Annotated in this window: 13 protein-coding genes and 3 pseudogenes; 9 read left to right on the forward strand and 7 right to left on the reverse strand. The window is 61.0% G+C overall.

Translation table 11 applies throughout. From position 1 onward, the window contains the following. The first annotated feature begins 135 nt into the window (after positions 1-135). The 5 genes from ACIO0C_RS06990 (at position 136) to ACIO0C_RS07010 (ending at position 5,098) form a co-directional block, all read left to right on the forward strand. Positions 136-1,380 (forward strand): MFS transporter, encoded by a 1,245-nt coding sequence (locus tag ACIO0C_RS06990; RefSeq protein ID WP_401309533.1) that lies wholly within the window; start codon positions 136-138, stop codon positions 1,378-1,380. A gap of 137 nt (positions 1,381-1,517) precedes the next feature. Further along, positions 1,518-1,832, forward strand: coding sequence for a DUF485 domain-containing protein (locus ACIO0C_RS06995; RefSeq protein WP_401309535.1), 315 nt, complete (start codon positions 1,518-1,520; stop codon positions 1,830-1,832). After that, on the forward strand, positions 1,829-3,502 hold the full coding sequence (locus ACIO0C_RS07000) for a cation acetate symporter (RefSeq protein WP_401309537.1): 1,674 nt from the start codon (positions 1,829-1,831) through the stop codon (positions 3,500-3,502). Before ACIO0C_RS06995 ends, ACIO0C_RS07000 begins: the two co-directional genes overlap by 4 nt. 54 nt (positions 3,503-3,556) lie before the next feature. Next, a complete protein-coding gene (locus tag ACIO0C_RS07005) occupies positions 3,557-4,111 on the forward strand; it encodes a cytochrome b (protein WP_401309540.1) in 555 nt (184 codons plus the stop codon). A 3-nt stretch (positions 4,112-4,114) separates the two neighbouring features. After that, a complete protein-coding gene (locus ACIO0C_RS07010) occupies positions 4,115-5,098 on the forward strand; it encodes an NAD(P)H-dependent flavin oxidoreductase (protein ID WP_401309542.1) in 984 nt (327 codons plus the stop codon). A gap of 115 nt (positions 5,099-5,213) precedes the next feature. Here ACIO0C_RS07010 and ACIO0C_RS07015 read toward each other — a convergent pair whose 3' ends face one another. After that, the gene (locus tag ACIO0C_RS07015; protein WP_401309545.1) at positions 5,214-6,104 is read right to left on the reverse strand and encodes a LysR substrate-binding domain-containing protein; all 891 of its coding nucleotides are present in this window, start codon (positions 6,102-6,104) and stop codon (positions 5,214-5,216) included. A 114-nt stretch (positions 6,105-6,218) separates the two neighbouring features. Between ACIO0C_RS07015 and ACIO0C_RS07020 the strand changes: the two genes are divergently transcribed. The 4 genes from ACIO0C_RS07020 to ACIO0C_RS07035 all read left to right on the forward strand — a co-directional run bounded on the left by ACIO0C_RS07020 (position 6,219) and on the right by ACIO0C_RS07035 (position 10,313). Then, complete coding sequence (locus tag ACIO0C_RS07020; RefSeq protein WP_401309548.1) at positions 6,219-6,884, forward strand: MOSC domain-containing protein; 666 nt, start codon at positions 6,219-6,221, stop codon at positions 6,882-6,884. A 134-nt stretch (positions 6,885-7,018) separates the two neighbouring features. After that, positions 7,019-8,536: a CoA-acylating methylmalonate-semialdehyde dehydrogenase gene (locus ACIO0C_RS07025; RefSeq protein ID WP_401309551.1), complete on the forward strand. Its 1,518-nt coding sequence runs from the start codon at positions 7,019-7,021 to the stop codon at positions 8,534-8,536. 104 nt (positions 8,537-8,640) lie between these two features. Further along, the gene (locus ACIO0C_RS07030) at positions 8,641-9,690 is read left to right on the forward strand and encodes an NAD(P)H-dependent flavin oxidoreductase (protein WP_401309554.1); all 1,050 of its coding nucleotides are present in this window, start codon (positions 8,641-8,643) and stop codon (positions 9,688-9,690) included. Between the two features lie 68 nt (positions 9,691-9,758). Next, complete coding sequence (locus ACIO0C_RS07035) at positions 9,759-10,313, forward strand: nucleotidyltransferase family protein (protein WP_401309556.1); 555 nt, start codon at positions 9,759-9,761, stop codon at positions 10,311-10,313. Positions 10,314-10,365: 52 nt separating this feature from the next. On the opposite strand, the gene ACIO0C_RS07040 is transcribed toward ACIO0C_RS07035, so the two are convergent. The 6 genes and pseudogenes from ACIO0C_RS07040 to ACIO0C_RS07065 form a co-directional block, all read right to left on the reverse strand. Then, positions 10,366-10,857 (reverse strand): GNAT family N-acetyltransferase, encoded by a 492-nt coding sequence (locus ACIO0C_RS07040; RefSeq protein WP_401309559.1) that lies wholly within the window; start codon positions 10,855-10,857, stop codon positions 10,366-10,368. A gap of 89 nt (positions 10,858-10,946) precedes the next feature. Next, positions 10,947-11,201 (reverse strand): annotated as a pseudogene (locus tag ACIO0C_RS07045) (arsenical resistance protein ArsH); the annotation flags it as partial. Further along, positions 11,198-11,470 (reverse strand): annotated as a pseudogene (locus tag ACIO0C_RS07050) (ArsB/NhaD family transporter); the annotation flags it as partial. The pseudogenes ACIO0C_RS07045 and ACIO0C_RS07050, both read right to left, overlap by 4 nt. 26 nt (positions 11,471-11,496) lie before the next feature. Next, positions 11,497-11,839 (reverse strand): annotated as a pseudogene (locus ACIO0C_RS07055) (metalloregulator ArsR/SmtB family transcription factor); the annotation flags it as partial. Between the two features lie 75 nt (positions 11,840-11,914). Further along, entirely contained in the window at positions 11,915-12,886 is a 972-nt protein-coding gene (locus tag ACIO0C_RS07060) for an MBL fold metallo-hydrolase (protein WP_401309561.1), read from the reverse strand. 42 nt (positions 12,887-12,928) lie between these two features. Continuing rightward, positions 12,929-13,486: an ATP-dependent Clp protease proteolytic subunit gene (locus tag ACIO0C_RS07065; RefSeq protein WP_008063693.1), complete on the reverse strand. Its 558-nt coding sequence runs from the start codon at positions 13,484-13,486 to the stop codon at positions 12,929-12,931. Between the last annotated feature and the right edge of the window lie 194 nt (positions 13,487-13,680).

Here is a 13,680-nt window from a genome sequence, read left to right on the forward strand (position 1 = left end):
CAGTTGATACATCATGTAATAAATTCAGGTATCTCTATTGCAGATGTCTGTGATCTTAATAATTCGTTATCTGAGATATCTTGCCGCGAGATAAGGTCTGCCCGACTGACATTCACCAGCGGAGCACGTGGCCTCATGAATTACGCCGACCGTAACCTTGCCTATTGGCGTCGCAACCTGGCTGTTTGTGTGTTCGGCTCGTTCACCACCCTGGTGAGCCTGAGCATGCTGCTGCCGTTCCTGCCGCTCTATGTGCAACAACTGGGCGTCACCGGGCAGGCCGATGTGGTGCAGTGGTCGGCCGTAGCGTTTGGCGCGACGTTTTTTGGCACGGCGATTACCGCGCCACTCTGGGGCCGGTTGGCGGATCGTTTCGGGCGTAAACCGATGCTGGTCCGCGCGGCCATTGGCATGGCCATTGTGATGTCGCTGATCGGGCTGGCGCGGGACGTTACCGATCTGGTGGTACTGCGCCTGATCGCCGGGCTCATCGGCGGTTATGCCTCGGCTTCGATCGTGATGATCGGCTCCCAGGTGCCACGGGAAAAAGCCGGTTGGGCGCTGGGGGTGCTGTCGACGGGGGCGTTGTCCGGCAACCTGATCGGGCCGTTGGTGGGGGGATTTCTGCCGCAGCTGGTGGGTATCCGCGGCACTTTTTTTGTGGGTGGCGCGATGATCGCGGTGGCGGCGATCACCACCATCGTGCTGATTCGCGAGGATTTCGATCGTAGTACGGACGGGGCCCGACGCGAGAAAAAGCTTTCGGTCGAGGGGGCCGGTTCTCGCTGGCCGATCATTGGCGCATTGCTGATGACGGCCATGATGGTGCTGCTGGCCAACATGTCGATCGAACCGATCATCACGGTCTACATCGGTCATTTGGGCGTTGCCTTTGATGATCAGGCGCGGATCGCCGGGGTGGTGATGGCCTGTTCGGCGCTGGGCAGCATCCTGACCGCCGCCAGGCTCGGTGCGCTGGCCGATCGTGTCGGCAGCTGGAACGTGATCATCGGTTGCCTGGTGCTGACCGGCATCGTCATGGTGCCCCAGGCATTCGTCACGCAATGGTGGCAACTGGCGGTGTTGCGGGGGCTGATGGGCATGACCATTGCCGGCCTGCTGCCCGCCATAGCCAAGCTGATCCGGCAATCGGTCGAGGATCACGACACTGGAAAAATCCTCGGCTATCTGCAATCGGCGCAATTCTCCGGGCAGGTGATCGGGCCCCTGATCGGTGGCCAGATCGGTGCGCATTTCGGGTTGCACCACGTGTTTCTGGTGACCGGTGCGCTGCTGGTGTTGTGCGCGGGGATCAACGGCTGGGTGAGAAGTCGCGCGGCAAATCCACGAACAGTGGATTCACCAAAAACGATCAACTAGATCATTATTGATCATTTTACATGATTGTGTGCCGGGCATAGGTTGAAGGGGCACAGATACCGCAGCCAGTGGCGGATCGAGTCTGAATCTGAGGCTGTGGAACAACAATAACGCTACCACTGCTACACGGAGTCAACGTGAACCATGCAACCGAATCAGCCAGAATCCGCAACCATCCCCGGTACAAGGAGCTCGTCTCGCGGCAGCGAACGTTCGTCGCCAGCCTGACCGCGGCAACCCTTGTCCCGTACTTCACGTTCATCCTCGTCGCCGCCTTCGCGCCCCAGCTGCTGGCGACCAAGCTTTACGCGACCAGCGTCATCAGCATCGGTTGGCCTTTAGGCGCCGTGTTCATCGTCGGGGCCTGGTTGTTCACCGGGCTCTACATCCATCGCGCCAATGGTGAGTTCGATGACCTGAGCGCACAAATCCGCGCGGGGGCCATCGTATGAAACGCCTCCTCATGAACCTCATCCTTCCCGTCCTGCTGTGCGTATTCGCGGCTCGCGCCATGGCCGGTGACGTCATCCAGAACGTCGAAAAACAACCGATCAACATCACCGCCATCAGCATGTTCCTGGTGTTCGTCGTGACGACCTTGGGCATCACGTACTGGGCCGCCTCGAAAACCCGATCCATGGACGATTTCTACACCGCCGGCGGTGGCATCAGCGGTTTCCAGAACGGTCTGGCACTGGCCGGCGACTACATGTCGGCGGCGGCGTTGCTGGGGGTCACCAGCATGATCTTCTTCAACGGCTTCGATGGCGTGCTGTACTCGATAAGTTTCTTTGTCGCCTGGCCCTTGCTGTTGTTTCTGTTCGCCGAGCGCATCCGTAATCTGGGGCGCATCACCATTTCCGATATCGCCTCTTTCCGCCTCGACCAGAACCGCATCCGCACGATGACGGCCTTCGGTTCGCTGACGGTGGTGTGCTTTTATCTGGTGGTGCAGATGGTGGGGGCAGGGCAGTTGATCCAGCTGCTGTTCGGTCTGCCCTACAATTATGCGGTGATTGCCGTGGGGCTGTTGATGGCGGTCTACGTCACCTTCGGCGGCATGGTCGCTACCACCTGGGTGCAGATCATCAAGGCCGGGCTGCTGCTGGTGGGCGGGACGCTTCTGGCGTTTCTGGCGTTGAGCAAATTCGGTTTTTCCTTCGACCTGTTGTTCGAAAAAGCCGTGGCCGCGCACCGCGATGGCGAGCGAATCCTGCTGCCGAGCAAACTGGTGGCCGACCCGCTGTCGCTGATCTCGTTGGCGCTGGGACTGGTGTTTGGCACCGCCGGCCTGCCGCACATTCTCATGCGCTTCTTCACCGTGCCGGACGCCAAGCAGGCGCGCAAATCGGTGTTCGTCGCCACCGGCTTCATCGGCTTTTTCTACCTCATCGTCGCAGTGCTGGGCCTGGCAGCCATCGTGATCGTCGGGCAAGACCCGGCCTTCTACGAGTCCGGCAATCTGGCGGGCACGTTGATCGGCGGCTCCAACATGCCGGTGATGCACCTGGCCAAAGCCGTGGGTGGCGACCTGCTGCTGGGCTTCATTTCCGCGGTGGCGTTCGCGACGATCCTGGCGGTGGTGTCGGGGCTGACCATGGCCGGCACATCGGCGATCTCCCACGACTTGTACGTGATGGTGGTCAGGAAGGGTAAAGCCCAGGCCAGGGACGAGCGCCGTGTATCGCGCATTGCTTCGGTGGGCATCGGCATCGTTGCGGTGGTGCTGGGGATTCTGTTCAAGGATCAGAACATTGCCTTCCTGGTCGCGCTGACCTTCGGCGTGGCCGCCTCGGTCAACTTCCCGATCCTGGTGCTCTCGATGTACTGGAAAGGGCTCACCACCCGGGGGGCGTTGATCGGCGGTGTCGCCGGGCTGGTAAGTGCGGTGGGGCTGGTCATTCTCTCGCCAGCGGTGTGGGTCAAGGTGCTGGGCAATGCCGAGGCGATCTTTCCCTATGACTACCCGGCGATCATCTCGATGAACGTGGCGTTCCTGTTCACCTGGCTGGGCTCGGTCACTGACCGCAGCCATGGCGCGGTGCTCGAGCGCGAGCGTTTCGATGATCAGTTGATCCGCGCCCAGACCGGGCTCGGCGCCGCGCAGGCGGTCAACCACTAAGACCTTCGCGGTCCATCCTTTCCTGATTTGCGCATTCTGCAAAAGGAGTCAGCCATGCAACTACGAGACAATGGCCTGAGATTTTCACCCATCACCGTCGCCCTGCACTGGGTCGTGGCTTTCGCGCTGCTGGCGATTTTCGGCCTGCAACTGTTGATCGGCCACGCCTCCAGCGAGGCGCAGCAACTGGCGCTTGGCAGGGTACAAAACCTGCTGGGGCTGATCCTGTTCCTCGTCTCGTCCTACCGGTTCTGGGCGCGGATCACCTCCTATCATCCGCTGCCGGTGGGCACGCCGAACCCTATCGAAGTGATCATCAGCCGCTCGGTGGCGGTGTCGCTGGCCCTGGCGATGGTGCTGTTGCCGATCGCGGTATGGGCTTCACGGGCCGCCGCTGGCGAGGTCGTCGAACTGCCCGGCGGATGGTGGATTCCGAGCATCCTGCCGGCCAACCAGACGTTGAAGCATGTGGTCGATGTGCTGTTCGACGTTGGTGCCTCGGCGTTCCTCGCCGGTCTGGCACTGCATGTTTTCGGCGCGGTGAAGAATCACTTTCTCCTGAAGAACAACACGCTCAAGCGGATGCTGGGCAAACATGTGGAGCTGTGAGTCATGAAACAGGACAAAACCGGTTTTTCGGGTAATGTCGTCACCCGACTCTGCGGCGTGAACTACCCGATATTCCTCGGCGGCATGGCCGCCATTTCCGGCCCGCAACTGGTGGGGGCCGTGGCCAACGCCGGGGGCATGGGCGTGCTCGGTGGCTTGCGCCTGCCACCCTTGGCCTTGCGTCGCTGGATTGAGCAAACACGGGCACTGACCGACCGCCCCTTCGGGGTGAACCTGGTGCCGCAGTTCGGCGGGCCGGATGTGTTCGAAGCGCAGTTCCAGGTGATCCTCAAGCAAAAGCCCAAGCTGCTGTCGCTGTTCTATGCCGAGAAATATGCCGCCGACATGATTCCCCGGGCCAAGGACGCCGGGCTGCTGGTAATGGTGCAAGCGGGGACGGTTGAACTGGCAAGGATCGCCATTGCCCAGGGCGCGGACATCATCATCGCCCAGGGCAGTGAAAGTGGCGGGCACCTCAATCGGGGCACGATCGGCATCATGCCGTTGTTGACGTCGATCCTGGCCGTCGCCGAGGGCAAGCCGGTGCTGGCCGCCGGTGGCATCACCCACGGCGACGATGTGCGCGCACTGATGTCGCTTGGTGCATCGGGGGTGGTGGTGGGCACGGCGTTCATTGCCACCGATGAGTCCAACGCCCATCCGCTGTACAAGCAGAAGATCGTCGAGGCGACTACCGATGACACCGAGTACCGCACCGGCTATTCCTTCGGCTGGACCTACGGCACGCCACACCGGGTGATCCCCAATCGGGACAAGTGGAACCTGCTGCGCTTGATCGGCGGGGGTGCCCGGGCGATCGACAAACCGCGAATGGCACAGAAGCTGTCGCTGTATGCAGGGCAGGGGGTGGGCAAGATCCACAGCGTCGTGCCGGCTGCCGAGCGGGTGGTGGAGCTGGCTCGTGGTCTGTCGCCGATCACCCGCCTGGCGTTCGGCGAAATCAGTCGTGCTACCGCGTTGGGCTGAATGACCGATGGCCCTTGTAGGAGCCAGCGATGCGGCGATCCGACTTGCCGGCGAAGAACGATATCGCGGTGTGGCAGATACACCGCAGCGCCCGGTTCGCGGGCAAGCCTCGCTCCTACAGGGCGGTCGCAGGCTTGGCGATCTGTTGTTGCGCCAAGCCGATGAATGCGCTCATCGCCGAGGTGATCATCGTATCGTTGCGGCGAATGAACACCGTGGAGACATTGGCGAACTCCGGCGGCAGGGTGTGCCAGCGGATGGCATGGCGCACGCTGCAATTTTCCGCGATGGCCTTGGGCAGCAAGGTCACGCCCATGCCCGCCGCCACGCACGAGAGGATGCCGTCGAGCGTGCCCAGTTCCATGATCTGGTTGGGCACCAGTCCCACCTGGTAGAACCAGTTTTCCAGGGTCGAGCGATAGAAGCAGCCGGTGCGGAACACCAGCACGGTCTGCTGGGGCATTTTCTCGATCAGTGCCGGCAGCGTTTCGAACTGGTTGCTGCTGACCAGCACCAACTCTTCGCAGAACACCTCTTCCTGGGCCAGCGCCGAGTTCTGGTGGAAGCCGCCGACGAAGGCGCCGTCGAGGCGATGAGATTCAATGGCCTTGATCAACTCGACCGTGGTGCCGGTCAGCAACGACAACTGCACGTCGGGATACTGCTCGCGGTAGCGAGTCAGCACTTGGGGCAAGCGAATGGCCGCGGTGGTTTCCATCGAGCCCAGGCGCAGCAGCCCCGTCGGGCTGCCGGTGTCCATCAGGGCGCTGCGGCTCTCGTCGGTGAGTTGCAGGATGCGCCGCGCGTAGCCGAGGAACGTCTCGCCCGCCGAGGTGAGTACCACCCCGGATTTCTTGCGCACGAACAGCTCGCGATTGAGTTCGGCTTCCAGTTCCTTGACGCGCATGGTGACGTTGGACTGCACGGTATTGACCTGCAACGCGGCGGCGGTGAAGCTGCCCAGTTCGGCCACGGCACAGAAAATCTTCAGTTGGCGCATTTCCATGATCGTCACCACCCATCAGAAAAAGTGATTCTTGACATGCTCAACGATCACTTTACGGTCTTTCCCGGTGATTAGTAAAGTGGCCGAAATCAGATAATGATCGCAGGTCTTCCCATGACACCGACTTCGAAAATCGACCAGGTATTCGCTGGAGGCCTGGGGGTGTTGCAGCCCGAAGGGCAGCGCACGGGCATCTTCAAGCAACCCCAGGCAGGCCCGGTGCGCGTGGAGTTGCACGGCATCGTCGGCGACCAGCACGGCGACACCCGGGTGCACGGCGGCCCGGAAAAGGCCGTGCATCAGTATGCGGCGCAAAACTACCAGCGTCTGGCACAGGCCTTTGCGCCCAGTGCCGCGCAATTGGTCGCGGGGAGTCTGGGGGAGAACATTTCCGCGTGTGGGCTTTCAGAGCTCAACGTGCACATCGGCGACGTGTTCCGCGTCGGCAGCAGCCTGTTGCAGGTCTCCCAGCCGCGCAGTCCCTGCTGGAAGATCAACCATCGTTTTGATGCCGAACACCTGTCGATGTTCGTCGCCCGGGAGCGGATCACCGGCTGGTACTACCGGGTGCTCGAGCCGGGCTTGCTGCAAGCGGGGGACCGCATTGAGTTGCTGGAACGGCACAACGAACGCTTTTCCATCGACCAGTTCTGGCAGGTGCAATTGTCGCACCGGCCGCTGATCGACGATTTGCTGGCGCTGGCGGCGACCCCTGGCCTGGCCGCGGACTGGAAGCGCCGGCTGGGCGAGCGGGCGAAGTGGCTGCTTCATAAAATATGATCCATAAGATCATTAATCATCATTTTACATGATTTGTCGGCGGGCCTACCTTGGCCATGTCGGGAGCGCTCAACAGCCCCCCGGCCTGACAACAACAAGAGATGGCTCTTATCCACCACCAGGGGACACCCGCCATGAGCACGCAGCCTGCAGACATCGCACACTACATTCACGGTCGCCTAACGCCAGGGACTTCCAGTCGCTCGCAGTCCGTCACCAACCCCGCCACCGGTTCAGTGATCGGCAAGGTGGCCCTGGCCAGCGCATCTGACGTCGACGCCGCGGTGCAGTCGGCCGCCGCCGCATTCCCGGCCTGGTCGGCGACGCCGCCACTGCGCCGCGCGCGCATTCTGTTCAAGTTCCTCGCGCTGCTCAACGAGCACCGTGACACCCTGGCCCGGATGATCACCACCGAACATGGCAAGGTCTTCACCGATGCCCAGGGCGAAGTGACGCGCGGCATCGAGGTGGTCGAGTTCGCCTGCGGCATCCCGCAACTGCTCAAGGGTGACTACACCGAGCAGGTCTCGACCAACATCGACAACTGGACCCTGCGCCAGTCCCTGGGCGTGGTGGCGGGTATCACGCCGTTCAACTTCCCGGTGATGGTACCGATGTGGATGTTCCCGGTGGCCATTACCTGTGGTAACACCTTCGTGCTCAAGCCGAGCCCGATCGATCCTTCGCCGGCGTTGCTGATCGCCGAACTGTTCAAGGAAGCCGGGTTGCCGGACGGTGTGTTCAATGTGGTGCAAGGGGATAAGGAAGCCGTGGATGCGCTGCTCGACCACCCTGAAGTCAAGGCTGTGAGCTTTGTCGGCTCGACGCCAATCGCCAACTACATCTACGAGACCGGTGCTCGCCACGGCAAGCGTGTGCAGGCGTTGGGCGGGGCGAAAAATCACATGGTGGTGATGCCCGATGCCGACGTCGAGCAGGTGGTCGATGCGCTGATCGGCGCGGCCTTCGGCTCTGCCGGCGAGCGCTGCATGGCGATCTCGGTGGCGGTGTTTGTCGGCGATGTGGCCGACAAGGTCATCCCCAAGCTGGTGGAGCGCACCCGAACGTTGAAGATCCTCGAGGGCATGAACCTGGCCGCCGAAATGGGCCCGATCGTTTCCCGAGTGGCGCACCAGCGCATCACCGGCTATATCGAGCAAGGCATCGCCGAAGGCGCCGAGATGCTGGTCGACGGCCGAGATTTTGATGGTTCACAGGCCGGTGCCGATTGCGCCAAGGGCTTCTGGCTCGGTGGCACGGTGTTCGACCATGTCACCCCCGAGATGAAGATCTACCAGGAGGAAATCTTCGGTCCGGTGCTGGCGTGCATGCGGGTCAAGGATTTTGCCGAGGCGGTCGATCTGGTCAATGCCCATGAATTCGGCAATGGCACCGCGTGCTACACCCGCGACGGCCACATCGCCCGTGAATTCGCGACCCGTATCCAGGTGGGCATGGTCGGCATCAACGTGCCGATTCCGGTGCCGATGGCGTGGCACGGTTTCGGTGGCTGGAAGCGCTCGCTGTTCGGTGACATGCACGCCTATGGCGAAGAGGGCGTGCGTTTCTACACCAAACAGAAGTCGGTCATGCAGCGCTGGCCGAACAGCATTGCCAAGGGCGCCGAGTTCGCCATGCCGACCTCCAAGTAGACCTTCACGCGTTTTCGGGTTGGAGGGCGTGCAAGCTCGGGCTTGCACGCTGTCCAGCGCAGAGTTCCAGCGTTCACTTTCATCCGTCAGGTCCAGGTGCTGCCATGTCCAATCCTCTGTTGTCCCTGTTGAGCATCCAATTGCCGATCATCCAATCGCCGATGGTGGGCGTCTCCACTCCCAGGCTCGCGGCGGCGGTGTCCGATGCTGGCGGGTTGGGTTCCATCGGCATTGGCGCGAGCAATGTCGAGCAGGCGCGGAAGATGCTGCGCGAGACGGCGGCGCAGACCGGCAAACCCTTCAACGTGAATGTGTTCTGCCACCAGCCCGCTGTCCGGGATGCCGAGCGGGAATCGCGGTGGCTGCAATTTCTGGCAGGGTTTTTCGCCGAATTTGGCGCTGAGCCACCCGTGTCGCTGCGGGAGATCTACACCTCGTTCGTTGAAGATGCCGAGATGCTGCAGATGCTGCTGGAGGAAAAGCCGGCGGTGGTCAGCTTCCATTTCGGCCTGCCTGCACAACCGGCCATCGATGCACTCAAGGCCGCCGGCATCCTGCTGCTGTGTTCGGTCACCAGCCTGGCCGAAGGGCTGGCGGCGCAGCACGCCGGGGTGCATGCACTGGTGGCCCAGGGTTACGAGGCCGGCGGGCATCGCGGGGTCTTCGATCCGCAGCAGGATTTGCAGATGGGCACCCTGGCTTTGGTGCGTGTATTGGTCGATGCCTGCCGGCTGCCGGTGATCGCTGCAGGCGGGATCATGGACGGCGCAGGCATTAATGCCGTCATGCAGTTGGGCGCCAGTGCCGCGCAGTTGGGCACAGCGTTCATTCTCTGCCCGGAATCGTCGGCGAACGGCGCCTATCGGGAAGCGCTCAAGGGGCCGCGCGCGCATCAGACGCGCGTCACCAGCGTCATCTCCGGCCGCCCGGCCCGGGGCATGGTCAATCGCAACTTCACCAGCCTCGAAGGGGCAGGCATCGCCTTGCCGGACTACCCGCTCACCTATGACGCCAACAAGGCGCTCAATGCCGCGGCGGCAGCCCGGGCCAATAGCGATTTCGCCGTGCAATGGGCCGGGCAGGGGGCACCGCTGGCGCGGGAATTGCCAGCCGCGGCGTTGGTGAAGCTGCTGGTGGCCGAGATGCAATACTGAGTGCAGCCCTGTCATGGTTTTGTTGTAACTTGGGCGCCAGGACTGAATCGGTTGGCAAGGAATGAACCATGACATTGACGACCCAAAGGTTGGTTGACATCGCGATGACCAACCCGATAAACGCGCTATTGGCCTCACGTTTGCCTGCGCTCGGCCTGGATCAATGCCTGCTCACGGCAGGCTGCCTGTTCCAGGCGGTATGGAATCAACAGGCGCAACGCGACCCTGCGTGGAGCATCAAGGATTACGATGTTTTCTACTTTGACACCGACCTGTCCTGGGAAGCCGAGAACGGGGTCATCCAGCGGGCCCGACATCTCTTCCAGGATCTCGGCGTCAACGTCGAGCTCAAGAACCAGGCGCGCGTGCACCTTTGGTATCGTCAGCGCTTTGGCGGGGCTTACCCAAGGCTTGAATCGGCCAGGGACGGGATTGATCGCTACCTGGTGGCAGGCACTTGCATCGGCCTGGATGTCGCCACCGGCGAGGTCTATGCCCCCTACGGGTTGGCGGATGTAGAGCAGGGCGTGCTACGCATCAATCCGGCAAACCCCAGGCCTGAGCTGTTTGAGCAGAAAGCGAAAAGTTATCAGGTTCGCTGGCCTTGGTTGAGGATTGTGTAAGGCGGGGGGCAGAGTTGCGGCGGGTGAATCGGCCACATGGGCAATCCGGATCTCACGATTTCTCAAAACAGTAAACGGTGCACGGCAACCCCTGGATCAACAGCCGGTGAACGGTGAATCGGTCTTGCGTGACCTCAGGTATCACGGCCGCCCAGAACAGCCGTGCCGGCTGGTTCGCCTCGACGTGGAAAATCTGCCATCGACCCGGGTGGCTGTTCAACAGGGTGGACACGATAAACCTGGCGACACCCTGGCCCCGAAAGCGCCGAGTGACGAACAGGTAACCGATGTTGTAGCGGGCATCGGGCACGTGGATTTCGTCATCCACGGTGACGAACCCGGCCAATTCCCCGTCGACCCGGATCAGAAATGCCTGGGTCGTGGGTTTTCGCCAGTAGTCCGAGAGCGGGGTGAGACTGTAGAAGCCATGCTCACCCAATGCCAACGGCAGCCACTCGCTGAAGTCATAGGTGTAGAACTGCATCAGGTTTTCAATGGTCTGCAGCTCATCGCGCAGGGCCGCGTGCAGTTCGATCGAGATCATCTGAAAGGTTCCCGCCAATGGCTGTGCAAGACAGGGTCAGTATGGCCCAGGCCTTTCAGTTTCGTGGACAAGGGGTGACGGTACCCACCTCAGATCGAACGCTGATTGAACCGGGCGATGAGCTGGTCGGCCGTCTCTTTGCGTTCAGAGTAGCGATCCACCAGGAACGCTTGACGGTCGCGCAGCAGCAGAGTGAATTTCACCAGTTCTTCCATCACGTCGACGACCCGGTCGTAGTACGCCGACGGCTTCATCCGGCCCGCCTCATCGAACTCCCTGCAGGCCTTCGCTACCGAGGACTGGTTGGGGATGGTGAACATGCGCATCCAGCGGCCCAGCACCCGCTGCCGTTTGCCCAACGCGCCACATGCAGGGCGGCCCATTTGAAGAAGCCGACTCCATCCAGCAGCAGACTGATAACGATGATGGCGATAAAGGTAGCGGTGGCGTTCCGGACGATGGCTCACACCGCGGGAATATCCTGCAGCGACACGGCCCCCACCGCTAACTCGATCAGCGCACCGGCAGAGGCACTCCAGCCGACGCCGAGCCCCTTGGGTTGCCAGATGACCAGTATGAGGGTGAAGACAAATACAGAAGCGGCGACCAGCATTGAAAACTCACTCGATCAGGGGGGCAGCAACAGGCAGCATCACGCACAGGACGTCCGTCCATGGCCTGCAGGCGCGAAGCATTGTTCTGCAGCCAATCGCAATTGGCCTGCAAGGTGACCTGCAAGACTTCATGCACCCAGGCGGGCAGGTCCGGATTGAGACGGTAATCAACCCACTGCCCCTGACGTCGATCGAGTAGCAGACCGCTGCTGCGCAGTTGCGCGAGATGGCGGCTGATCTTCGGCTGGCTGTCGTCCAGGGCGCACATCAGCTCGCAGACACAGCTCGCCCTGGTTGGCGATCAGCAGGGTGGCGCGGGCACGGGTCTCGTCAGCCAGGCTCTTGAATACCTCGGGAGGGGTGATCATTGCGGTTGTCTGTTATATATGGAAAAAAATATACGGATATCCATATGTGATGCGCAAATAAAGAATCGATCACCACTACGTCAAATGGCACATAACGACGTTCAACCTGCCGTCCCGGTCGAGGTGATAGCGCTGCAGATCCTGCGCCAGCAACAGCTTGCCGGTGTAGTGCGCTGCGGCTTCCTTGTAGATATCGTCGATGGACGGACTTCGCTCGAGATTGTCCTGGTAGCGTGCACTGAAGTGGGTCAGAACCAGATTGGGAATGCCTGCCAACTCGGCAAAGCGCGCGACGGCGGCGGCACTGCTGTGCCCGTAAGCCTCCTGATTGTGATCGATCAATGCCTGGGTGAAGGTTGCTTCATGTACCAGCACATCGGCACCGTCGGCCACCTCTGCCAACAGCTCGGGGGTATCGTTATCGCCGCAGATGATAATGCGTTGGGCAGGGCGCGCAGGGCGCAAATATTGTTCGGCGCGAAACACTCTTCCGGCGTACTCAACCTCATGCCCATGGGCCAACTCGCCCCACAGCGGCCCACGGGGAATCCCTTCGGCCTCCAGGCGTTGAGTATCCAGTCGCGGATGAGGATCGGATTCGGTAAAAACAAAGCCCCGGCTCGGAACGCGATGGGAGAGGGCTACGCTGTTGACCTGGACCGTTGCGTTTTGCCAGCCATCGAAGGTTTCGCTCGCATGCAGATGCAATTCAAAGGGCAGCCAGGACTTGCTGACGGTCAGGCTCAGGCGCAGCCAGGGATGGAGTGCAACCGGCATCACGATATCGAGTGGTTCGACACGTCCCGACATGCCGGCGCTGGCCAGCAAGCCCGGCAAGCCGAAGCAATGATCGCCATGTACATGAGTGATGAAGCACCCGCGCAGCTCTTGCAAGGACAGCGGGGTGCGCATCACCTGATGTTGCGTGGCTTCACCGCAATCCACCAGATACCAGCCCCTGCCGGAAGATTCCATGAGGGCGGTGCCACTCACATTTCGATTTCGGGTCGGAACGCCTGATGAAGTACCCAGAAATATCAGATCCATGGCCGACTCTGCATTCGACGGTTTTGATGAGGTGCGCCCGGTTCATCCACCGCTGACTTTCCAGTGTTTGACATCATCGGCGAACATCATTTGCTTCATCTCATGGGCGATGCCATAGGCCAGGGATTCGTGTGCAGCGATGACTTTTTCTTCCGCTGAAAGGCAATGGAAAATGTCCAGCTTGGTCTCTGCCTCCGCCGTTTCGAGGGTGAAAATCTTCACGTAGCGCGCAAGGTCGTTGTCGAGGCTCGACAGGTATTCACGCAGGCGCTGATGGTCGACCGATTTTTGGCTGAAGTACCAGTTCATCGGGTGAATCAAAAAGCGCGAGTGGGGCGAGGTGATACGCCGGCCTGCCGCCAGGAACATGATGATGCCCATTGACTCGATGTTGCCTGCGTTGATTGCGCACAGCGGTACCGGCAGTGACTTCAGGAAGGTGTAGAGGGTGAAGCCAAAGTTGGTGCTACCCCCACACGTCGACAGATTGAGGAGCAGGGAGGTGGCGCCTTGTTCGATGGCTTCGAGGCAACAGTCGCGGAAGCGCTCAGTCGTTCCCTGATCGATCTGGCAATGAAAATGCACGATGTGTTCAGTCATCGATTGATTACCTGTGAGGCATGCAAGACTTCTATGCGTTATCAAGTCTAGTAAACATCGGGCATCTGATCTTGAAACTGTTGCAGATGGCCCCGCCTCATGAGGCTCTCGCCGTCCATCGAATGCGCCCGTTTTCGATGGAACCAAATGCCCGAATCCACTCGTCGCGAGCCCGATATTTCCGTTCAAACTTT

This window comes from Pseudomonas sp. NPDC087336, assembly GCF_044744285.1.
Classification (GTDB): Bacteria; Pseudomonadota; Gammaproteobacteria; order Pseudomonadales; family Pseudomonadaceae; genus Aquipseudomonas.